Annotated in this window: 21 protein-coding genes; 8 read left to right on the top strand and 13 right to left on the bottom strand. The window is 58.1% G+C overall.

Going from position 1 to position 19868, the window contains the following annotated elements:
* Positions 1–4: 4 nt before the first annotated feature.
* From ugpC to JHC09_RS07165, 5 genes are all read right to left on the bottom strand, one after another.
* Positions 5–1081, bottom strand: a complete 1077-nt coding sequence (gene ugpC, locus JHC09_RS07185) for a sn-glycerol-3-phosphate ABC transporter ATP-binding protein UgpC (protein ID WP_199531370.1) — start codon at positions 1079–1081, stop codon at positions 5–7.
* 81 nt (positions 1082–1162) lie between these two features.
* Positions 1163–2383 carry an extracellular solute-binding protein gene (locus tag JHC09_RS07180; RefSeq protein ID WP_169194571.1) on the bottom strand — a complete coding sequence of 407 codons (1221 nt, stop codon included), beginning with the start codon at positions 2381–2383 and terminating at the stop codon, positions 1163–1165.
* A gap of 38 nt (positions 2384–2421) precedes the next feature.
* The gene (locus tag JHC09_RS07175) at positions 2422–3264 is read right to left on the bottom strand and encodes a carbohydrate ABC transporter permease (RefSeq protein ID WP_182395917.1); all 843 of its coding nucleotides are present in this window, start codon (positions 3262–3264) and stop codon (positions 2422–2424) included.
* A gap of 89 nt (positions 3265–3353) precedes the next feature.
* Entirely contained in the window at positions 3354–4241 is an 888-nt protein-coding gene (locus JHC09_RS07170) for a sugar ABC transporter permease (RefSeq protein WP_169194570.1), read from the bottom strand.
* A 12-nt stretch (positions 4242–4253) separates the two neighbouring features.
* The gene (locus JHC09_RS07165) at positions 4254–5408 is read right to left on the bottom strand and encodes a Gfo/Idh/MocA family oxidoreductase (RefSeq protein WP_199531369.1); all 1155 of its coding nucleotides are present in this window, start codon (positions 5406–5408) and stop codon (positions 4254–4256) included.
* A 355-nt stretch (positions 5409–5763) separates the two neighbouring features.
* On the opposite strand from JHC09_RS07165, the gene JHC09_RS07160 reads away from it, so the two are divergent.
* Together JHC09_RS07160 and JHC09_RS07155 are read left to right on the top strand one after the other, a co-directional pair.
* Positions 5764–6252 carry a hypothetical protein gene (locus tag JHC09_RS07160; RefSeq protein ID WP_199531368.1) on the top strand — a complete coding sequence of 163 codons (489 nt, stop codon included), beginning with the start codon at positions 5764–5766 and terminating at the stop codon, positions 6250–6252.
* Between the two features lie 187 nt (positions 6253–6439).
* The gene (locus JHC09_RS07155; protein ID WP_199531367.1) at positions 6440–7873 is read left to right on the top strand and encodes a M81 family metallopeptidase; all 1434 of its coding nucleotides are present in this window, start codon (positions 6440–6442) and stop codon (positions 7871–7873) included.
* Here JHC09_RS07155 and JHC09_RS07150 read toward each other — a convergent pair.
* A complete protein-coding gene (locus JHC09_RS07150; protein WP_199531366.1) occupies positions 7870–8589 on the bottom strand; it encodes a copper homeostasis protein CutC in 720 nt (239 codons plus the stop codon). The two genes, JHC09_RS07155 and JHC09_RS07150, sit on opposite strands and share 4 nt — an antisense overlap.
* Positions 8586–9500: an ROK family protein gene (locus tag JHC09_RS07145; RefSeq protein ID WP_199531365.1), complete on the bottom strand. Its 915-nt coding sequence runs from the start codon at positions 9498–9500 to the stop codon at positions 8586–8588. Before JHC09_RS07145 ends, JHC09_RS07150 begins: the two co-directional genes overlap by 4 nt.
* 364 nt (positions 9501–9864) lie before the next feature.
* Between JHC09_RS07145 and ugpB the strand changes: the two genes are divergently transcribed.
* The 5 genes from ugpB (at position 9865) to JHC09_RS07120 (ending at position 14832) form a co-directional block, all read left to right on the top strand.
* Complete coding sequence (ugpB, locus tag JHC09_RS07140; RefSeq protein ID WP_199531455.1) at positions 9865–11184, top strand: sn-glycerol-3-phosphate ABC transporter substrate-binding protein UgpB; 1320 nt, start codon at positions 9865–9867, stop codon at positions 11182–11184.
* A gap of 65 nt (positions 11185–11249) precedes the next feature.
* On the top strand, positions 11250–12134 hold the full coding sequence (gene ugpA, locus JHC09_RS07135) for a sn-glycerol-3-phosphate ABC transporter permease UgpA (protein WP_199531364.1): 885 nt from the start codon (positions 11250–11252) through the stop codon (positions 12132–12134).
* A gap of 9 nt (positions 12135–12143) precedes the next feature.
* Complete coding sequence (ugpE, locus tag JHC09_RS07130; RefSeq protein WP_199531363.1) at positions 12144–12983, top strand: sn-glycerol-3-phosphate ABC transporter permease UgpE; 840 nt, start codon at positions 12144–12146, stop codon at positions 12981–12983.
* Between the two features lie 5 nt (positions 12984–12988).
* Positions 12989–14086 carry a sn-glycerol-3-phosphate import ATP-binding protein UgpC gene (locus JHC09_RS07125; protein ID WP_199531362.1) on the top strand — a complete coding sequence of 366 codons (1098 nt, stop codon included), beginning with the start codon at positions 12989–12991 and terminating at the stop codon, positions 14084–14086.
* Positions 14086–14832 carry a glycerophosphoryl diester phosphodiesterase gene (locus tag JHC09_RS07120; protein WP_199531361.1) on the top strand — a complete coding sequence of 249 codons (747 nt, stop codon included), beginning with the start codon at positions 14086–14088 and terminating at the stop codon, positions 14830–14832. The genes JHC09_RS07125 and JHC09_RS07120 overlap by 1 nt, the downstream gene beginning before the upstream one ends.
* Positions 14833–14887: 55 nt before the next feature.
* Here the strand turns inward: JHC09_RS07120 and JHC09_RS07115 are convergent, their stop codons facing one another.
* The 5 genes from JHC09_RS07115 to JHC09_RS07095 all read right to left on the bottom strand — a co-directional run bounded on the left by JHC09_RS07115 (position 14888) and on the right by JHC09_RS07095 (position 18482).
* Positions 14888–15364, bottom strand: coding sequence for a GAF domain-containing protein (locus tag JHC09_RS07115; protein ID WP_248305927.1), 477 nt, complete (start codon positions 15362–15364; stop codon positions 14888–14890).
* A gap of 120 nt (positions 15365–15484) precedes the next feature.
* The gene (locus JHC09_RS07110; protein ID WP_169194559.1) at positions 15485–16027 is read right to left on the bottom strand and encodes a biotin transporter BioY; all 543 of its coding nucleotides are present in this window, start codon (positions 16025–16027) and stop codon (positions 15485–15487) included.
* A 7-nt stretch (positions 16028–16034) separates the two neighbouring features.
* Entirely contained in the window at positions 16035–16691 is a 657-nt protein-coding gene (locus JHC09_RS07105; RefSeq protein ID WP_199531359.1) for an energy-coupling factor transporter transmembrane protein EcfT, read from the bottom strand.
* Positions 16688–17362 (bottom strand): energy-coupling factor ABC transporter ATP-binding protein, encoded by a 675-nt coding sequence (locus tag JHC09_RS07100; protein WP_199531358.1) that lies wholly within the window; start codon positions 17360–17362, stop codon positions 16688–16690. Before JHC09_RS07100 ends, JHC09_RS07105 begins: the two co-directional genes overlap by 4 nt.
* A 67-nt stretch (positions 17363–17429) precedes the next feature.
* On the bottom strand, positions 17430–18482 hold the full coding sequence (locus tag JHC09_RS07095) for a LacI family DNA-binding transcriptional regulator (RefSeq protein ID WP_199531357.1): 1053 nt from the start codon (positions 18480–18482) through the stop codon (positions 17430–17432).
* Between the two features lie 91 nt (positions 18483–18573).
* On the opposite strand from JHC09_RS07095, the gene JHC09_RS07090 reads away from it, so the two are divergent.
* On the top strand, positions 18574–19041 hold the full coding sequence (locus tag JHC09_RS07090) for a hypothetical protein (protein ID WP_349236521.1): 468 nt from the start codon (positions 18574–18576) through the stop codon (positions 19039–19041).
* Positions 19042–19165: 124 nt separating this feature from the next.
* Here the strand turns inward: JHC09_RS07090 and JHC09_RS07085 are convergent, their stop codons facing one another.
* Positions 19166–19867, bottom strand: coding sequence for an ABC transporter permease subunit (locus JHC09_RS07085; protein ID WP_199531356.1), 702 nt, complete (start codon positions 19865–19867; stop codon positions 19166–19168).
* Between the last annotated feature and the right edge of the window lies 1 nt (position 19868).

The raw sequence follows: 19868 nt of genomic DNA, 5'->3' as shown, positions 1-19868 counted from the left end.
CGGCTTAGTACACAGCCAGACCGTTGGCGTCGAACAGGTGAACCTGTGCCAAATCGAAGCCCTGTGTAACCTTCTGCCCATCGGCCAAGTTCGGATTGCCTTCGAAGAGGCCGATGAAGTTCTCACCAGCAGGCAGGGTCGAATAGGTAATCGAGTGAATGCCAAGCTGTTCGACAATGCTCGGAGTGACTTCGATTTTGAAATCGCCGCCGTTGAGCTTGAGGTGTTCAGGACGAATGCCCAGGGTCACCTGCTGGCCAACAATAGCGGTGCTGGTGCGCGGCAGACCGATGGTGCCCAGAGCACCTAGGTCGACCTGAGCGGTCGTGCCATCAGCCGAAGTCACCTTGCCGGTGATGAAGTTCATCTTGGGCGAGCCAATGAAGCCAGCCACGAAGAGATTGTCAGGCTTGTGGTACAGCTCGAGCGGGGAGCCGACCTGAGCAATATTGCCGTGATCAAGGACGACGATCTTGTCGGCCATGGTCATGGCTTCAACCTGATCGTGGGTCACGTAGATCATGGTCGAGCCGAGGCGCTTATGCAGCTCCATAAGCTCGATACGCATTTCCGAACGAAGCGCTGCGTCAAGGTTGGAGAGCGGTTCGTCGAAGAGGAAAATCTTAGGCTGGCGGACGATCGCGCGACCGATCGCAACGCGCTGGCGCTGACCACCAGACAACTGGCCCGGACGGTGCTGCAAACGGCTTTCCAGCTGGAGCACCTTGGCGGCGGCGGCGATGCGCTTGTCGACTTCGGCCTGCGGCAGTTTTTCAACGCGCAGCGGGAAGGCGATGTTTTCATACACCGACATATGCGGGTAGAGCGCATAGGACTGGAACACCATGGCAATGCCACGCTGAACCGGGGGAAGATCGTTGACGGGCTTACCGCCAATTTCGATGGAGCCCGAGGTGACGTCCTCTAGGCCCGCAATCATGCGGAGGAGCGTGGACTTGCCGCAACCAGATGGGCCGACGAAGACCACGAATTCGCCTTCGGCGACGTCCAGATCAATGCCTTTAATGATGCGTGCTTCATTAAAGGACTTTTCGAGGTTTTTGAGGCTCAACTGCGACATGGTTGTCGGCTCCCGACGGCATTATTCTCTCTTGGGTGCCGCCGCCCCGGTTGGCAGGGCGGCGACTAGGTCGGACAGACCTTACTTGTACTGCTCGAGTTCGCCGGCAGCCTTTTCGAGGGCCGCAGCTGGCTCAGCAGCGCCGGTGACAACCGACTGAACCAATTCGATCATGACGTTCTGCAGGCCGATGTAGTCAGCAAACAGAGGCTCTGGACCACCAAACTCGATACCGTCGAGGAATGGCTTCCAGTATGGCTTGGCAGCAACCATTTCGTCGGTCTGTGGCTGGAGTGGACGCAGTGGGGTCAGACCCTGAGCCATTTCAGCTGCGAACTGGCGTTCGCCGTCGGTGAGGAACTTGGCAAGGCTGATAGCCTGTTCTTCAACACCGGTGCCCTTGAAGATTGCGAGAGCGTCGGTGATCAGGAGCGTGCCTGGACCCTGTGCATCTGGACCACGTGGAAGGTCAGCAACACCCCAGTTCATGCCAGCTTCGGTCGCCAGGTTTGCAGCACCTGGGGACGCTTCGATCATGGCAACGCCACCATCGAGCCAGATCGCGCGAACTTCGTTCTGTTCGTAAGCGGTTGGGCCTTCTTCCGAGTAAGGAACGATTGCCTTGATCGCTTCGAGAGCGGCCAGAACCTGTGGCGAGTTCAGGGTGATGTTGCCTTCAGCATCGATCACCGAACCATTGTTGGTGTAAACCCAGTGGAGGAACTGGTGCATGGTGTTGTCGAAGGTCTTGGCGACCAGACCATAGCCAGCAGCGTCGGTCTTTTCGGTGATCTGCTTAGCGAAAGCGATCTTTTCTTCCCAAGTCTTCGGTGGGGTTTCTGGATCGAGGCCAGCTGCGGTGAACAGGTCCTTGTTCCAGTAGAAAGCCTTGGTCGAGAACGCGACTGGAACGCCCCACTGGGTGCCGTCGAAGGTTACGGTGTCCGGTACGTAGTTGTAGTAGGACGCCTTTTCTTCTTCAGTCATTGGGACTTCGACGATGAGGTCGTTGTCAGCAAACTGCTTGAGAGCGCGCGAACCGACGTAAGCCATAGCAACTGGGGTACCAGCAGCAGCAAGCGTGGTTACCTTGTCCTGGCACTGGCCCCAGCCAACGATTTCAGGAACGATCTTGAAGCCTGGGTTGGCAGCTTCCCACTCAGCGAAGCTTTCAGCATAGCCTTCAGTGAGTTCGTCACCGCAGTTGATGAAAGTGATTTCTTTGTCCTGCGCATAGGCAGCGGGTGTGGCAACGGCCACAGCCAGCAGGGATGCAGCAAGCAAACCAGAGGTCTTCAGCATTATTAGTCTCCCTTAAAAATGGGCCCCTTCGCCCATAGTTACTGTTTCACGGCACCAGCTGTGAGGCCGGCGACGAGATATCGCTGCAGGAACACGATGACGATCATGACCGGCAGAATTCCGATGAAGGACGCAGCCATCAACTCGTTCCAGATGACTTCCTGCTTGCCGAAGAAGGCGAAGAGGCCAACCGGCAGCGGCATGAATTCGGTCTTGGAGTTGAAGGTCAGCGCGAAGATGAACTGCTGCGCATAAGCACCGATGAAGGTCATGATGGCGACCACAACAATGCCCGGCATAGCCAATGGCAGGATGACGCGACGCAGGGTGTAGAGACGGCTCGCGCCATCGACCCATGCAGCTTCGTCCAGCTCCTTGGGAATACGCATCATATAGGTGCGCAGCAGCCAGATGGAGGACGGGATGAGGAAGGCCGCACCCGGCACAATCATCGCCCAGTAGGTGTTCAGAAGGCCCAGGCCGCGCATCAGACGGAACAGCGGGATGAGCAGAACTGCACCCGAGAACATGTTCACGGCCAAGAACGCGCCCAGCAGCATTGCCGACCCGGTGAACGGGAAGCGGGCAAAGGCATAGGCCGCAGGCACCACCACCGCGATCACCACAATGGTGACGACTGTGGAGATAAAGAACGAGTTGAAGATGTGCATGCCCAAGGCCGGCACAGACTTCCACATGGTGAAGTAGGCGTCGAACGAGCCGTTCTTCGGGATGAAGCTATAGGGCGTCGAGAACAGCTGCGAGAGTGGCTTGAGCGAGACCAGGAACCCTTCAATGAAGGGCGCCAGGACGAAGAACAAGAACACAGCAATACCAGCGTAGAGCGACGCGATTTCGTACCATTTGTAACGGTCGATCATCGGCTTTGAAGAGCGAAGTTTTACACGCTTTGGCTTGACGGTTGCAGGGCTGTCGACAGCCGCGACTTCGGTGGTGCGAGCGACGTCACTCATTTGGCTTCTCCCTGCTGGAGCTTACGAACGGCACGGAAGTAGACGAGGCAGAAGGCAATCACGAAGATAGAGATCACCACAGCACGCGCTGCGCCTTCGCCGTATTTGCGGCTACCAATTGCAGTCTTGTAGGTGTCGATGATCATCGTGGTCGTCGAGTTAGACGGACCGCCCTGCGTCAAGATCCAGATGATGTCGAACGAATTGAAGGTTGCGATCAGCGACAGCAAGCTCATGGTGATGATCGCAGGGATCATCATTGGAACGGTGATGCGGCGGAAGCGATAGAAGCGCCCTGCCCCGTCGGTCCAGGCAGCCTCATAGAGGTCCTTCGGTATCGACTGCATTGCCGCGAGGAAATAGATGGTGACCATCGGTACACCGATCCAAACGTCGGTGACGATTGTTGCCCAGAATGCTGTGTCGCCATAAGCGAGGAAGGCAATCGGACCATTGGTCAGGCCGAAGTTCTGCAGCAGACCGGAGATCATGCCGAACTGGCCGTTATACATCCAACCCCACATAAAGATGCCGATCGACATGGGAACAACCCAAGGCGGCATGGTGAGGATACGGAATAAGGTCTGGCCCGGGATGGCGGCGTTCAAAAGTACCGCGCCAAACATGCCGACGATCATCTTGATGGACACCGAGAAGAAGGTCCAGATGAAGGTACGGATGATGACTTCAGTGAAATTGCCCGCACCAAAGATGCGCTGGTAGTTGGCCCAGCCGACCCAATCATAACTCGCCTTCAACGATGCGTTCGTGAAGGAAAGGACAATCGTGTCTACCAGCGGGTAAGCCACGATCGTTAAAATGTAGATCAACGCCGGGGCCAGCAGTGCCAGAGCGAAGAGGGTTGCGCTGCGGGTACTGGTCATATGGCGTTCTCCTTACGCGTCGTTGCCGAGAGCGGCGTCGAAACGACGCCAGATCGGGGCCATATCGACCACGGTTTTAGTATTCATCGCTTCGTCCATGCACAAAGCGACCAAGCCTGCTTCAAGAGCGTCAGTCACCGAAACCGGGAGCGGCGCGCCTTCCAAGCAATGCTTGAGAATGTCTACTGCCATCTGCTCATCGGCACCGTAGTGCGAGGAGAGGTCAGAGACGATGTATTCCTTGTCGATGAGGCGCTCAGAGGTGCGCGCATCGGTGACCTGGAAGTAATTGCGGACGAAATCACCTTCAGCCATGCCCTTGGCGCCAATGACGGCGAAATGACGGAAGTCATGGGGCACGTTGAGGTTGGTGTGGAAGCTCAGGGCTGCGCCATTTTCGTATTGAACAATAGCGGCCTGATAGTCGATGAGATCACCATCACTATCGAAAACACTGTCGCCAGCTTCCCAGCCGGAAGGCTTGCGGTAGTAGACCTCAAGATCGTTGATGCCAGCGTTCTGCGGAGCGTTTTCCGGGGTGAAGCTGCGACGGCCGCCAAAGCTGGAGACGTAGCGCGCACGGCACCCCATGACACCATTATAGAGATCAATGTCATGGCAGCATTTTTCGAGCATGAAGCCGCCAGCATATTTGCCGTGACGACGCCAATCGCGCATGAAGAAGCCACCGTGATAGGGCGGAATATGTTCGGACGCTTCGATGGACGCAATATTGCCCAGCTGGCCTTCGGCCTGCGCACGGCGGAGGTCGACATAAAGGGGCGCATAGCGCAGCACCAGACCAACCATGACATTGTCTGAGCCGTACTGAGCAATCAGCTCAGCCAGCGCCATTGTGTCTTCGACCGAGGTCACCACTGGCTTTTCAGAGAAAATTTTCATTCCGCGCTCGAGACCGATGCGGATGTAGTCGAGATGGGTGTGATTGGGCGATCCAATCATCAGCAGGTCCAGATTGCCCTGATCGATCAGGTCTTCGATGCTGTCGTAGGCCTGGCCGACGTTGACGCCATGTTCTTGTGTATAGGGAAGGCCCGCAGGAGCAGGGTCCACATATCCGACGATCTCAAATTCGGACGAAGCCAGAGTGAATACTCTGGAGAGATAACCCAGCCGATAACCGAGGCCGACGATACCTACGCGCATACTTTGAATTCCCTACCCTGATCGTTCTCCGGTCAGCCCCTCAGCCCACCAGATTTGTGTAAACGATTTTCAAGACTAGTCAGCGAGGGTAAGGATTGTCAACTGGGTTTACGGTTGAAAATAATACCAATCTGAACCGCCCGGAATTCCGCCAGTTGTGCTTGTATAACTGCAACTTAGCCTAAGAATTAGGCGCGTTGCTCACACAATCCTTGTAGACAAGAAACAAATGCGGAGGCACAGTCATGCGATTGGCATCATCCTAACCCTTTCAGAGGGAACAGGTATCCTGTCGATGACTGAAAATTTTTAACAGAGAAGACGCACGTCCCTCAACCGCTATGGCAAGAGTATAATGTCCCTGTCGCAGAACCCATTTCCCAACGATCCTGATCGCAGTGCAATCTGGACCATGCTGGTTCCGCGCGATATCGAGGCCTATGTTAAGGCCGATTGGTCGATGGTGGAAGACGACTTCGTCACCACTGATTTCTTCGGCGTCAACGGGAATGGCAAGGACAATCCAGACGGCTGGACGATCAGCTATCCGACCCTTGAGCTTTATCGTGATGAATGGCTTCGGCAGGCGCGCGAAGGTCAGTCGGTTGTTTATGCCGAAGACCAAGAAGCCGGTATTCACCGCGCCACCAGCCTGACTGAAATTGAAATCAGCGGCGAGCGGGCGATCGCACACAAGAAGTTTGATGGCGAGATCAAGCGCGCGGATGGTGGGGTTGATCGCCTCAATTGGCAGACCGTCTATTTCTGCCGCAAAGTCGAAGGCCAGTGGAAGCTCACAGGTTTTGTTGGCTACCTGCCCTATCCAATGGGCAAGCCGGTTTAATCAGCGCACTCCAATCGTTCCGCTCGGCGCTCACGGCATGAGCGCGGGACGCCGAGCCACTGAAAGTAAACCACACACAATTGTTCGGCATCGCCTTTTGCCCTGCCGTTCTTCATCATCAGCCTCATTCTGACGAGGCGCTTTGAGAAGCGCTCGACAGTGCATTCTACCCAAGGGAGGAAAAGCCATGCGTATTGCTGTTGCGGGCCTGCACATCGAATGCAGCACTTATAATCCGGTTCTGAACCGGCAGGCCGACTTCCGCACGCTGAAGGGCCCGGCCATGCTCAAGGATATCTATTTTGATTTCCTGACGCATTTCCCGGCTGAGTTCGTCACCATTTTCCACGCCCGCGCCATTGCTGGCGGCCCTGTCGCCCGCGACACCTATGAAACATGGAAGGCGGAAATCCTTGAGGGGATCAAGGCTGCGCTGCCCGTCGACGGCGTTTACCTGCCAATGCATGGGGCGATGTTCGTTGAGGGCATGTTCGACGCCGAGGGCGATTTCATCGCTGCGGTGCGTGAGGTGGTCGGGCCGGATGTGCTGATTTCTGCAAGCTATGATTTGCATGGCAATGTCAGCCAGAAGATCATCGACAATCTCGACATGTTTTCGACCTATCGCACCGCCCCGCATATCGACGTGCAGGACACCATGCGCCGGGCGGTGACCATGCTGGTGCGGGCGCTGCGGACGGGCGTAAAACCTGTGCTGGGTTGGGTAAAGGTCCCGGTTTTGCTGCCGGGGGAACGCAGCTCGACGCAGGATGAGCCGGCGCGCACCTTCTACACCACTATCCACGAGACCGAAGAGCCGATGGGCATTTGGGACGCATCGTTCCAAGTGGGCTATGTGTGGGCGGACGAGCCGCGTTCGACCGCTTGTGCGATTGTGACGGGCACGGATAAGGCGGCGCTGGAAGTGGCGGCGAAATCGCTGGCGCAGAAATACTGGGACCTGCGCGAGCAGTTCGTCTTCGGCATGGAGGTGGGCTCGATTGAGGAATGCGTGGCCAAGGCCATCGCCAGCCCCACGGCCCCGGTTGTTCTGGCCGAATCTGGTGACAATCCAACTGGTGGCGGCGTATCCGATCGCGCTGAAGTTTTGGCCGAACTGATCAAGCAGAACGCACAAGGCGTCATTTTTGCTGGCATCACCGATAAGGCTGCGACGGAAGCCGCTTATGCGGCAGGGGTGGGCGCGAGTGTGCAATTGCATATCGGCGCGAGCCTTGACCCGGCGAGCACGCCCGTTGATGTCGAGGCCAAGGTTAAGTTCCTGCTCGAAACCGAAGACGCCAAGCTGCGCGAAGCTGTGGTGACCATCGGTGGGATCGATCTGGTGGTGACCATCCGCCGTCGTCCGTTCCACAACATCATCGACTTCAGCAAGCTTGAGCTTGATCCGAAGACGGCAAAGATTGTGGTGGTGAAGTCGGGCTATCTCTCGCCAGAGCTTGGCCCTATCGCCAACCCCGGCATCATGGCGCTGTCGCCGGGTGTGGTGGATCAGTTCGTAGAACGCACCGAGCGCAAGCATACGCCGCGCCCGACCTATCCGTTCGACAAGAATTTCGACTATACGCCAGAAATGAAGTGGTCTCAGCGCGCTCTTTAGTGCGCTGAGAGGACGGCTCGAAGTTCGAGCACTTTATCGCGGGAGGTGACGCGGCGGTTGGGGCTGACAAAGCCCAAGCGCTTCGCGCCTTCCGTGTCCTCTGCCGGAGCGCGCTCCGAGCACGAGGCGTGGACAACCGACACCGGCACACGGTTGAGAATGCGACGGGCATTGAGCGAGGACACGCCTGAACCCGGCATAATGGTGATCCGGCCCTTGGCGGCTTCGTGCATCTTGGCGATGTCTTCAATGCCAGCCTCTGCAGAAAGCTGACGCCCTGACGTCAAAATCGTATCGAAGCCGAGCGCAATGGCCTGTTCGACGGCTTCTTGAACATCGGGCACGAGATCGACGCAGCGATGCAGTGTGCGGGGGGTGTCACCCGCCATCTGGCAGAGGATTTCGAGGCGGCGCATATCGAGCGCGCCACTGGGCAGGCTGGCGCCCAAGACAACACCAAGCTTATTGGTCCGGGCGGTTTCGATATCGCTGATCATAATGGCCAGCTCGTAATCGTCGAAGACGAAGTCTCCGGCGCGGGGGCGCACCATCATGCGGACGGGGATCGGCGTGCTCGATGCCAGTTTTGCCAAGCCAGCAAAGGGCGTGAGGCCGCCATATTCGAGCGACGAGCAGAGTTCGATGCGGTCAGCGCCGCCCTCAACTGCCGCTTGAATGCCCGAGAGGCTATCAACGCAAACTTCTAGCAAGGTCATACCACGCCCTCCGAATAGGCCAAGCTTGCAGCGCCGATGAGGCCTGCATCGACAGTCAGTTGGGCTGGAACGATGAGTGGTCGGTCAAGCTTGCGCAGAATGCGCGGGCGAACGGCGGCGTCAAGCGCTGCCACTAGCTCGGGACTATTCCCCAGGCCACCGCCGACGGGGATAATGTCGGGGCCAAGCACGTTCACCAGCAAGGCGAGCGGGGCCGCGAGGAGCTCGGTGTAAAGCGTCATGGTCTGGGTTGATGTTGCATCGCCCTGCCCCCATGCGGAGACAATGTCGAGGCTCGAGAGGGTTTGGCCATGGATTTGCGCATGAAGGCGCTCCAAACCACGAGCGCCGCCGATGGTGTCGGTGCAACCAAGCTGGCCACAACCGCACGCCATATGCGCAATTTTGTGCGGCCAAGCCTGAGTTTCAGTTTGGACGATGGTGGCGTGGCCCCATTCGCCCGAAAACCCGCCAGCACCGCGGATGAGACGTCCATCGGCAACAATGCCGCCACCGACGCCCGTGCCAAGGATGACGCCGAAGACGACGTTAAAGCCCTTGCCCGCGCCCGCATGGGCTTCGGCCAAGGCGAAACAGTCTGCATCATTGCCGACGATGACTGGGCGAGACAGCTTGGAGCTGAGATCTGGCCCGAGGGCACGACCGTTGATGCACGGGATATTGGCGACCGTGGCGACATTGGTTGCAGGGTCAACGACGCCAGCAATGGAAATGGCGATGGCTGAACCAGTGGGTGCGCCGCCTTGGGCGATGAGTGCCGCGATGGCATCGGCAAAGGCGTCAAAGTCGTGCGCTGGTGTGGCGACGCGACCGAGCGAGACAATGTCTGTCGCACTGTGGGCAACTGCGGCCTTAATCGTGGTGCCGCCAATATCGAAACAGGTGATCATGAGAGGCTGGCGACTTCCCTATAAGGCACGGCCGATGCTTACGGCGTGTGACATGGGTTTGCCTGCGCCGCAAGAGTCCGCAGCGTAATCCAGACCACCGCGGCGTCCGGCACCCCATATTCGATCACAAACACAGCTGCGACGGATGGTTGTGCACTGTCATGGTAACGTCACCAAAGCTTCAAGGAAGCGTCAAGCAGCATCGTTAGAGGAGCCATGCCCGCAGAAAACGTCGGCGGGTACGACACCAAATTCGGTGAGCTGAAACGGAAAAATCCGCAGCTCAAATGTCGTTCACGAAATCCAGTCTGGCGGGACTTGGGTCGATGCTGACCTGTCCTATGGGAGACAGAAGATGAAGACGATGAACCGCGCGGCACTTGCCGCTATCACCCTTGCCCTGAGCACCTCGGTTGCCTTTGCGCAGACCGAACTCAACTGGTGGCACTCCATGGGTGGCGAACTGGGCGAACGCGTGGAAGCGCTTGCTGCAGACTTCAACGCCAGCCAAAGCGAATTTAAGGTCGTTCCGTCCTATCGTGGCGAATACGAAGAATCCATGATCAGCACCATCGCCGCCTTCCGCGCTGGCGAGCAGCCGCATCTGGTGCAGGTTTACGAAGTTGGCACTGGCACCATGATGGCTGCCAAGGGCGCTGTTCTGCCCGTTTACGAACTGATGGCAGCACATGGCTCGAACTTCGATCCATCGGCGTTCCTGCCAGTCGTGACCGGCTATTACACCGACACCGAAGGCAATATGCTTTCGATGCCGTTCAACTCCTCCACCCCAATTCTCTATTACAACAAGACCGCTTTCGAGAAGGCTGGGCTTGATCCAAACGTCGCGCCAAAGACCTGGGCCGATATCGAAAACTTCGGCAAGAAGATCGTTGAATCGGGCGCTGCCACGTGCGGTACGGCCATCAGCTATTCGGCCACCTGGATCGGCACCGAAAACCTCTCGTCGCTGCACAACGTGCCATACGGCTCGCTGGAGAACGGCTTTGGTGGTCTCGGCACCGAACTGACATTCAACCACGACCTCTCCGTTCGCCTCTGGGAAAAGCTGGCTGAATGGCAGAAGACCGGCATCTACCAGTATGGTGGTACCAGCGGCGGTTCGGACAATGCGCCACGCTTCTACGCTGGCGAATGCGCGATCTTCATGGGTTCCTCGGCTTCCCGCGCTGGCGTTCTCGCCAATGCCAAGGACTTTGAAGTTGGCTTCGGCATGCTGCCATACTTTGACGACGTCGACGGCGCACCGCAGAACTCCATCATTGGTGGCGCAACTCTGTGGACCCTGGCTGGTCACGAAGACGCTGAATACAAGGGCGTAGCGCAGTTCCTGAACTACCTCTCTTCGGCTGAAGTTCAGGCCAAGTTCCACCAGGAAACAGGTTACCTGCCTGTTACTCAGGCGGCTTATGAGCTGACCAAGAGCCAGGGCTACTACGACGCAAACCCAGGTTCGGACATCGCTATCCAGCAGATCAACCTCAACCCACCGACTGAAAACTCGAAGGGCGTTCGCTTCGGCAACATGCCGCAGATCCGTACCGTGATCGACGAAGAGTTCCAGGCCGTTCTCAATGGCTCGAAGTCTGCCAAGGAAGCGCTTGATAGCGCCGTTGCCCGCGGCAACGACATCCTTCGCGAATTTGAAGCTGCCAATCAGTAAGCAGTCTTAATCCGGAAGGGCCGGCGAAAACCGGCCCTTTCTTTGTTTTGCGGATACGGCGGACGATGGAAACAAAACGTACGACATTCCCGAATAAGGGCCTGCCATTTTTGATGGTCGCCCCACAGTTGATCATCACGCTGGTGTTCTTCATCTGGCCGGCGGCACAGGCCGTCAAATCTTCTTTCGAACGCGCAGACCCATTTGGGCTTTCGACCAAGTTCGTCGGTTTAGCGCATTATGCGCGCCTGTTTAGCGACCCGCTCTACCTGGCCTCTATCGGCCGCACGGCGCTGTTTGCAGCATCGGTTACGGCAATTTCGATGGGCTTTGCGCTGATCCTGGCAATTGCCGTCAGCCGCGTTATCCGTTCGGCACAGACCTACACCACGCTGCTGGTCTGGCCCTATGCTGTGGCCCCCGTGGTTGCGGGCATTCTGTGGTGGTTCCTGTTCAACAACGCCACCGGCATTCTTCCCTATTTCATGCGCTATGTGGGGATTGATTGGGATTCTGCACTCAACGGCGATCACGCCATGACCTTGGTGATCATCGCTGCCAGCTGGAAGCAGATTTCTTACAATTTCCTGTTCTTCGTGGCTGGCATGCAGTCGGTTCCACACGCGCTTACCGAAGCTGCGGCGATTGATGGTGCGAGCCCATGGAAGCGGTTCTGGACCATTATCTTCCCGCTGCTCTCGCCGACCACGTTCTTCCTCTTCATCGTCAACATCAACTACGTGATGTTCGACACTTTCGCGATCATCGCGTCGACCACTGAAGGCGGGCCAAACCAGGCCACCAACACGCTGGTCTACAAAGTATACGCCGACGGCTTCATCGGTCTCAACCTGGGCTCCTCTTCAGCGCAGTCCGTGGTCCTGATGCTCTTCGTTATTGTCCTCACCTTCGTGCAGTTCCGCTACGTGGAACGCCGCGTGCAGTACTAAGGCCCACTCATGGTCGAAAACCGTCCATTTCTCACCATCCTCACGCACCTCGTTTTGGTGCTGGGGGTGCTGATCATCGCCTTTCCTGTCTATGTCGCGCTCATCGCGTCGACCCACGACGAGGCCACGCTGAACATTGCAGCGCCTTTGCTGCCAGGCGGGCATTTGTGGGATAATCTGGTCACTGTCTGGACCTATGATCCACCGGGCCTGCCGCCATTCTGGACCATGGTCTGGAACTCCACGATGATGGCTTTCATCATCATGGTGGGCAAGGTGGTGATCTCGATCATCTCCGCCTATGCCATCGTCTACTTCAAGTTCCCCTTCCGCGTACTCGCCTTCTGGCTGATCTTCGTCACGCTGATGTTGCCGGTCGAAGTGCGCATCATTCCGACCTATGAAGTGGTGGCAAACCTTGGCCTGCTCAACAGCTATGCGGGCCTGACCATTCCACTGATCGCGTCGGCAACAGCGACCTTCCTGTTCCGTCAGTTCTTCATGACGGTGCCTGACGAATTGATGGAAGCTGCACGCGTCGATGGCGCAGGGCCGATCAAGTTCTTCATCGATATTCTGCTGCCGCTCTCGCGCACCAATATCGCGGCGCTCTGCATCATCCTCTTCATCTACGGCTGGGTGCAGTATCTCTGGCCCCTGCTCGTCACCACACGCGAAGAGCATTTCACCCTGATGATGGGCGTTAAACAAATGGCTGGGGCGCAGGAAGTCGACCCACAGTGGAACCTCATCATCACCGCGGCCGTGCTGGCCATGCTTCCCCCCGTCCTCATTGTTATTTTCATGCAGCGCCTGTTCGTTAAGGGCCTCGTGGACACGGAGAAATAATCGAAATGGCTGGTATTGAGCTCAAAGAAGTTCGTAAGGTCTATCCGGGCAATGTCGCCGCAATCCACGGCGTCGATCTCTCGATCAAAGACGGCGAGATGGTTGTTCTCGTCGGCCCATCAGGGTGCGGAAAGTCCACTCTCTTGCGCATGATCGCAGGTCTTGAAGGCATCACCTCAGGCACCATCTCGATTGATAATCAGGTGGTGAACCAGAAAGAGCCCGCCGAGCGCGACATCGCTATGGTGTTCCAGAATTACGCGCTCTATCCGCATATGAGTGTGCGTCAGAACCTCGAATACGGCCTCAAGAACCGCAAAACTCCGCGTGACGAAATCGACCGTCGCGTGGCCGAGGCAGCACGTATTCTGGAAATCACGCCGTTCCTCGATCGCAAGCCGCGTCAGCTTTCGGGCGGTCAGCGCCAGCGCGTCGCAATGGGCCGCGCCATCGTGCGTCAGCCTAAGGCGTTTCTGTTTGACGAACCACTGTCGAACCTTGACGCCAAGCTGCGCGGTCAAATGCGCATCGAAATCCGTCGTCTGCAGCGTTCGCTCAAAACCACCAGCGTCTATGTCACCCACGATCAGCTCGAAGCGATGACCCTCGCAGACCAGCTCGTAGTGATGAACGGTGGCCGGATCGAACAGGTGGGCACGCCGACTGCGATCTACGACCGCCCTGCATCGCTGTTTGTTGCCAGCTTTATCGGCTCTCCGCCGATGAATTTGATCTCGACGAGCGCGCTGAACTCGTTCTCGGCGCTGCGTGCCTTCCCTGAGGGGACGGACATTTTGGGCATTCGCCCCGATGTCTTGACGCTCGAACGCCCGACTGAGGCGCATTTGAGTTTTGACGTGGTCGCTGAGCTGATGGAGCCCATTGGCGGCGAAAGCCATTTGCACCTCAAACTCAAGCACTCTGAGCAGTCGATCATTCTCACAATTGCAGGCCGTCCGGCTATCGCCGAGGGTACGAGCATGACCGTGTTCGCCCGCACCGCCGATATTCACCCCTATAGCTCTGCCACAGGTCGCCGTACCGACGACGCACCAGCCACGCAGACGCAGTCGTCCCATTCCGCTCAAGTTGAGATTGCCTAATGACCAATACGCTTCCAACCGGCCCCATTCGCGAAGAAGTTCAGGCCCACCGCGGCTCGTCGGCACTCGCGCCGGAAAACACCATCGCGGCCTTTCGTCGTGCCGCAGAAGATGGGGCGAAGTGGGTTGAACTCGACGTCGCCCTCAATGCCGACGGCACGCTGATCGTCATCCACGACGATACTGTCGATCGCACGACCAATGGCACCGGAAATCTCGGTGCCCTAAGCACTGCAGACATCGAAACCCTCGATGGTGGCAGCTGGTTTGGGGCTGAGTTCGCGGGCGAAAAGATCCCGACGCTGGATGAGGTGATCGTGGCGCTGGGTGAGTTTGGTCTCAACATCAATGTCGAGATCAAGCAGCACCCGCATCACCAATCGGTGGAGCAGCTCACCTCGGCTGTTGCCGCAGCGCTCGCTAAGCGTCCGGCACACATGCAGATCATGATCTCGAGCTTTGATCCTGATTGCCTCAAGGGCATGCATAAGCTGATGCCAGAACTGGAACTGGCCATGCTCTGGGGCCGCATTCCGGATGATTGGGAAGCGCTGCTCGCCGCTATTCCGGCGACCACCATCCATGCCCATTTCAAGGGGCTCAGCATTGGGCTCTTGGAACAGACCTCGGCCAAGGGCATCAAGGTTCGTGCCTGGACGAGCAATGACACGGTGGAGCTTGCCAGTTTCTGGCGCGCGGGCCTTACCGGGGTGATCACCGACGATCCGCGGATCTATCTCAAGTAAACAAAAAGGGCGGGTGTTGCGACACCCGCCCTTTTTATTTGATCTCGACGCGCTCTTAGGAAAGCACGAGGACGACGGCTGCTGCGGCGCTCAGCGCATAGGCCTTGGCCACCACGTCTGGGGTGAAGTGGCCTTCGACGTTGAGCATGTTGAGCGTGCCAATAGTGGTGCCAGCGACAACGATCGGCAGGTTCAGCATGGACTTGGCGTTACGCGCGAACAGGGCTTCATGCTCAGGGAGCAAAGACGCCACTTCGTCAGCAGAATTGAGCACCAGCGCTTCGCGCTTTTCGATCAGGGTCTGCTCCCAGATGCTATCGCCGATCTCATCGACACCTGGCGCTGGATAGAGGTCCTGCGTGTCGGAATAGGCGCGGTACATCAGGCCTTCTTCGTGGTCCAAGGCCAGAATGGTGAAGATGGTGGTGCCGACCAAAGTGTTGGCAAGCGCATGGAGCGCAGCATAGGCCACTTCCGGCTGGTTTTCAGGCTCCGCCATGGCAGCGGCGAAAATGGCGTGGGGATCGGTCATGGTGGTCAAGGGAGTGTCTTTCAGAATATGCGCCAGAGCGCAGGTGGCTTTGCCGGATCGCTCTGGCAAAGCCTTTGTCTTTGAACGGGGTTTAGCCCGTAGTCGTCACCGAGGACAAGATTAGCGAGCGGTAATAAGCGGGTAGGACTGCTTGACGGTGAGCGCAACGGCGGCTGCAACACCGGCTTTGAGCAGATCGCCGGGCACGTAAATGGCCATCGCCATCAGCGCCTTATCGAGGCCAATGCCAGCCACTGCGGCCATCCACGGCGTGCCGATTGCATAGCTGAGGACAACGCCGCCGAGCACGCAGAACACGAATAAGTTGAGGAAATTGAGCTTGCCCCACGCGCGTTCGGTGAGGAAGCCAATGAGGAAGGCGACCGGGATCCAGCTGAGGAAGAACCCACCCGTTGGGCTGGCCAAGACGCCCAAGCCACCGCGACCGCCCGAAAGCAGTGGCAGGCCGATACAGACCAGAACTGTGAACAGCACCAGCGACAGCGCGCCCCGCTTGGCGCCCAGAATAGAGCCCGCCAGCATGGCCCCCATGGCCTGCGCCGTGATCGGCACGCCGATGGGCAAAGCAATGGGCGGAATGATGCCAAGGGCAGCAACGATAGCGGCAAAGAGGGCGATATAGGCGAGATCTCGAGTGTTCATGGTCTTCCTATGGCTTGGGAGGGGGCCGCAGGCGCGAAAACAGATCTTTCGGGCTCTTGGCATCGTCCGGATCAAATGACCGGGCTTCAATGGCGTCACCGATCTCGGTTGCCATTTTGAGGGTCCGAACCAGAAGCGGCACCACAAGCGCAAGCACGTTGCGCTCAAGGCCACGGGCGCGTTGGGCCTCGCGCACCTCTTCGAGTTGTTCGGCAATCAGGGGGATGAAACGCAGGGCCAGCGAGATGGTGAGGCCAATCTTGGTGGGGCTAATGCCCAGATAGGCGAGCGGGCGCACGGCCCAGCTTATGGCCTCGATCATGGCACTGACCTTGGTGGTGATGGACACCAAAGCGGCGAGCAAAACGAGCGCCGACAAGCGCAAGGCGACCGAGAGCGCCGACACCGGCTCAACGGTGAACCATTGGACGGCGAGCAGAATAAGGATGATCGGCAGGACGGGACGGATTTGCTGCCAAGCCAGGTTTAAATCGAGCCTGGCGAGACGGAACAGAAGCAGCGCTGTGACCACAGTCGCGAGCTGTAGCCAGATGTTGGGTGTGAGCACCAAAGCGGTGCTGACAAGGGCCAGCGCGAGGAGTTTTACGCCTGGGGGGAGCGCATGAAGGAGGGATTGCTGATGGACGTAGACCCCAACGCTCACGCCATCATCTCCTCATAGCGCGGGATGATCTCACGCGGGGTGCCGTCGAGTACCACCCTGCCCGCTTCAAAGGCGATCATGCGATCAAAATCGGCCAGAAGGTCAAGATCGTGCGAGACGACAATGGTTTGCTGGGGGAGCTCGGCGATGAAGCGGGAGATGAGGCGTTTGTTGCGCAGATCGAGCGCTGTGGTCGGCTCGTCAAAGACGATGATCTCGGGCTCCATGATCAGCACGGAGGCGATGGCCAGCATCTGCTTTTGCCCGCCACTGAGCAAATGCGCCGAGCGATTGCGCAGTTCGCCTAGGCCGTAGCGATCGAGCGCCGCATCAACGCGCGCTGTGACCTCGTGCTTGGGCAGCTTGAGGTTTTTCAAGCCGAAGGCGAGATCTTCCTCCACCATGGGAAAGACGATCTGATTGTCGGGATTTTGGAAGACGAAGCCGACGCGGCGGCGTATGGCTTTGCTGTCTTTGGCCGTCGATAGACCGTCGAGTGTGACGGTGCCGTCTGTGGGGACAACGAGGCCATTGAGCAGACGTGAGAAAGTGCTTTTGCCCGACCCGTTGCTGCCAACGATGGCGATGCGCTTTTCCGATAAAGTAAGGTTCACATCCGACAGCACGGCGACGTCGCCAAAGCGGTGTGAGACCGAGCGCAATTCGATCAATCTCGTTCCTCGACTAACCGCGCCTCCAGTGCGCGGCCATAGGAATAGGCGGGATGTGATGCAGTAATCAAGCCGAGGGAAGGCTTTTAACAGACTGTGCCAACAGAGCGGCGTTATCAAAGCTGCCTGAGGATTGACGGATAAAAAGCCGGGGCTCCAGCACGACGCTTGCCATTTGGTCAGCGCCCGCCGTTTTTGCCATGCATACAAGTTCTACCGCCTTTGCGCCCATAGCATCGGCGGGCATGTCGACGGACGTCAGGGATGGGCGGACGAATTCGGAGGTGTGGTAATTGTCAAAGCCAACCACCGCCATGTCGCTGGGCACGCGCAAGCCCGCGTCGGCCAAAGCAGCCATAGCCCCCAGAGCTTGGCGGTCGGTGGCGGCGAGAATGGCCGTTGCTGTGGTTTTCTCGGCCACGAGTTTGGTGACAGCGCGATAGGCCTGGGCTTCGTCGAATACGCCTTCGATGACCTCGCCTGTTGCCCCTTCGCCCTCGGCGAGGCGCTCTTGGAACCCTGCGAGCCGATCTCGGAAATCGGGCCACTCATTGTTGCTGGTGAGGAAAATAATGTGGCGATTGCCTCGCGACACCAGATGATCGGTCGCCTCATAGCTGGCGCGGCGATTATCGACGGTGACGGTTATGTAGCCCGTGTTCGGTTGCTGGCCCACAATCACTGCTGGAATGCCGAGTTGATCTGGCGTGCGGCGCAGCGGGCCGTCTTTGGCGCCAGAGCAGATAATCATGCCGTCGAGCTGTCGCGCCAGAAATTGATCAATGGCCTTTTCGCGCCGTTCGTCACTCGCCCCAACGATAGTGAGCAAGATGGACAGCCCGGCTTTGGTCGCCTCGCCTTCAATGCCCGCGAGCATTTTGGCGTAATATGCGTTCAGCACTGGCATAGCCACGCCAATGGTGTCGGTGCGCGACGTGGCGAAGGTTTTGGCCAAGAGATTGGGGACGTAGCCCAAGGCTTCGGCAGTCACCAAAACGCGCTGTCGGGCCTCTTCTGACACCGGGTATTCGGCCTTGGCGAGGACGCGCGACACGGTCGCCACCGACACTCCCGCCGCTTTGGCAACGTCCCGAATTCCGATCTTTTTGCGCGTATCCATTGGCGCACAACACCAGAGATGGCGTTATCTGGCAATGTCAGTGGCGTGTGGATTTTGCGGTTTCAATCGCTCTTGGGCTTAGGGCAAGCCGGTGCGGCTTGACGGCACCAAGCGCAGCGCTGAAAAGCGCGGGACGTTAAGTGTTTACGCGAGCACCGCTATGAGCCATTTCGAGCCCAGTTTCCCCCTGAATTTTATCACCCAACGTCCGCGGGAAGATGGCTGCGGCGGGGTGGTGTTGCAAATGCTGACAGAACGGCCCTTTGACGAGATCATGGCTCGCATCGGCTGGGGCGAGAATGATCTGCGCCGCTCGACCTGGGACGATCTCATCCACATCTTGGGCGAAGACGGTTGGCAGTTCGGCACGCCGGTCGAATGCACGCGCTGGGATGAGGTTCGGGGCATTGCAATCGTCCACGTCCATGACGATCACTTCATGCTCTATGATGCCGAAAATGGGGTTTTCTACGACCCGTTTGAGTTCGAAGGCCCGCAGGCGACCAGCAAGCGGATCCCCATGCGCTATTTGACCGTGGCCCGCCCGGCCGCTGCTTGAGCAATCGCTCAGGCTAAAAAGAATGGAGCAGGAGGCAAGGGGCAGCCTCCTGCTCTAGGGGTTCGACAGTGCTCCGGAAAGCACCCACTTCGAACCTGACTGTTGCGCAACCTTTGGGGCGCTCTTAGCGCGCCGACTGTTGATCGCGACGGAGATAGCTGGCCCAACGTCGTTCGGCGAAGCGGAAGATGCCAACGAGCACGAGGGACAGGACGAGGTAAATGACGCCGATGGCGACATAGGGCTCAAGCATAACGTAGCGGTTGAGCGAGATATTGCGCGCTACACCGGTCAACTCGAGCAGAGTAACCGTGGATGCGAGCGAGGTCGCATGCATCATCAAAATGGTTTCATTGCCATAGAGCTGCAGCGAACGTGTCAGCATGGCCGGCAGCAAAATGTGTCGCGTCATGGCGAGCGGGCGCATGCCGAAAGATTTTGCGGCTTCAATTTCACCAACCGGAATGTGGCGCAGGCTGCCTGCGAAAATCTCGGTGGTATAGGCGGTCGTGTTCAGCACGAAGGCGAGGATCACGCAGATCAGCGGGCTGGACAGCCACGGCCAGAGGACGCTCTCGCGCACCAGATCGAACTGGGCCAGCCCATAATAAATCAGGAACAGCTGCACCAAGAGCGGGGTGCCACGGAAAAGCAGCGTGTAGCCCGCAACGGCGCCCGAAACATATCGATTGGCGGAATTGCGCGCTAAGGCGAGCGGCACTGTGGCGACGAATGCCAAAGCCAGTGACGCAATGGTGAGGAAAATCGTGAGCTGCGCACCCTGCGCGAAGAAGCCGAGATTGTCCCAGATGAGCTGAAAATTCATG

The organism is Devosia sp. MC532, assembly GCF_016461625.1.
GTDB lineage: Bacteria > Pseudomonadota > Alphaproteobacteria > Rhizobiales > Devosiaceae > Devosia.
This window is presented reverse-complemented; position numbering and strand designations above follow the sequence as displayed.

Coding starts and splice junctions, on each gene's coding strand:
- JHC09_RS07145 (WP_199531365.1), bottom strand. CDS start 9,500: ATGATCACCTGTTTCGATATTGGCGGCACCACGATTAAGGCCGCAGTT.
- JHC09_RS07125 (WP_199531362.1), top strand. CDS start 12,989: ATGGCTGGTATTGAGCTCAAAGAAGTTCGTAAGGTCTATCCGGGCAAT.
- ugpB (WP_199531455.1), top strand. CDS start 9,865: ATGAACCGCGCGGCACTTGCCGCTATCACCCTTGCCCTGAGCACCTCG.
- JHC09_RS07150 (WP_199531366.1), bottom strand. CDS start 8,589: ATGACCTTGCTAGAAGTTTGCGTTGATAGCCTCTCGGGCATTCAAGCG.
- JHC09_RS07085 (WP_199531356.1), bottom strand. CDS start 19,867: ATGAATTTTCAGCTCATCTGGGACAATCTCGGCTTCTTCGCGCAGGGT.
- JHC09_RS07155 (WP_199531367.1), top strand. CDS start 6,440: ATGCGTATTGCTGTTGCGGGCCTGCACATCGAATGCAGCACTTATAAT.
- ugpE (WP_199531363.1), top strand. CDS start 12,144: ATGGTCGAAAACCGTCCATTTCTCACCATCCTCACGCACCTCGTTTTG.
- JHC09_RS07095 (WP_199531357.1), bottom strand. CDS start 18,482: ATGGATACGCGCAAAAAGATCGGAATTCGGGACGTTGCCAAAGCGGCG.
- JHC09_RS07180 (WP_169194571.1), bottom strand. CDS start 2,383: ATGCTGAAGACCTCTGGTTTGCTTGCTGCATCCCTGCTGGCTGTGGCC.
- JHC09_RS07160 (WP_199531368.1), top strand. CDS start 5,764: ATGTCCCTGTCGCAGAACCCATTTCCCAACGATCCTGATCGCAGTGCA.
- ugpC (WP_199531370.1), bottom strand. CDS start 1,081: ATGTCGCAGTTGAGCCTCAAAAACCTCGAAAAGTCCTTTAATGAAGCA.
- JHC09_RS07110 (WP_169194559.1), bottom strand. CDS start 16,027: ATGAACACTCGAGATCTCGCCTATATCGCCCTCTTTGCCGCTATCGTT.
- JHC09_RS07115 (WP_248305927.1), bottom strand. CDS start 15,364: ATGACCGATCCCCACGCCATTTTCGCCGCTGCCATGGCGGAGCCTGAA.
- JHC09_RS07170 (WP_169194570.1), bottom strand. CDS start 4,241: ATGACCAGTACCCGCAGCGCAACCCTCTTCGCTCTGGCACTGCTGGCC.
- JHC09_RS07175 (WP_182395917.1), bottom strand. CDS start 3,264: ATGATCGACCGTTACAAATGGTACGAAATCGCGTCGCTCTACGCTGGT.
- JHC09_RS07165 (WP_199531369.1), bottom strand. CDS start 5,408: ATGCGCGTAGGTATCGTCGGCCTCGGTTATCGGCTGGGTTATCTCTCC.
- JHC09_RS07120 (WP_199531361.1), top strand. CDS start 14,086: ATGACCAATACGCTTCCAACCGGCCCCATTCGCGAAGAAGTTCAGGCC.
- ugpA (WP_199531364.1), top strand. CDS start 11,250: ATGGAAACAAAACGTACGACATTCCCGAATAAGGGCCTGCCATTTTTG.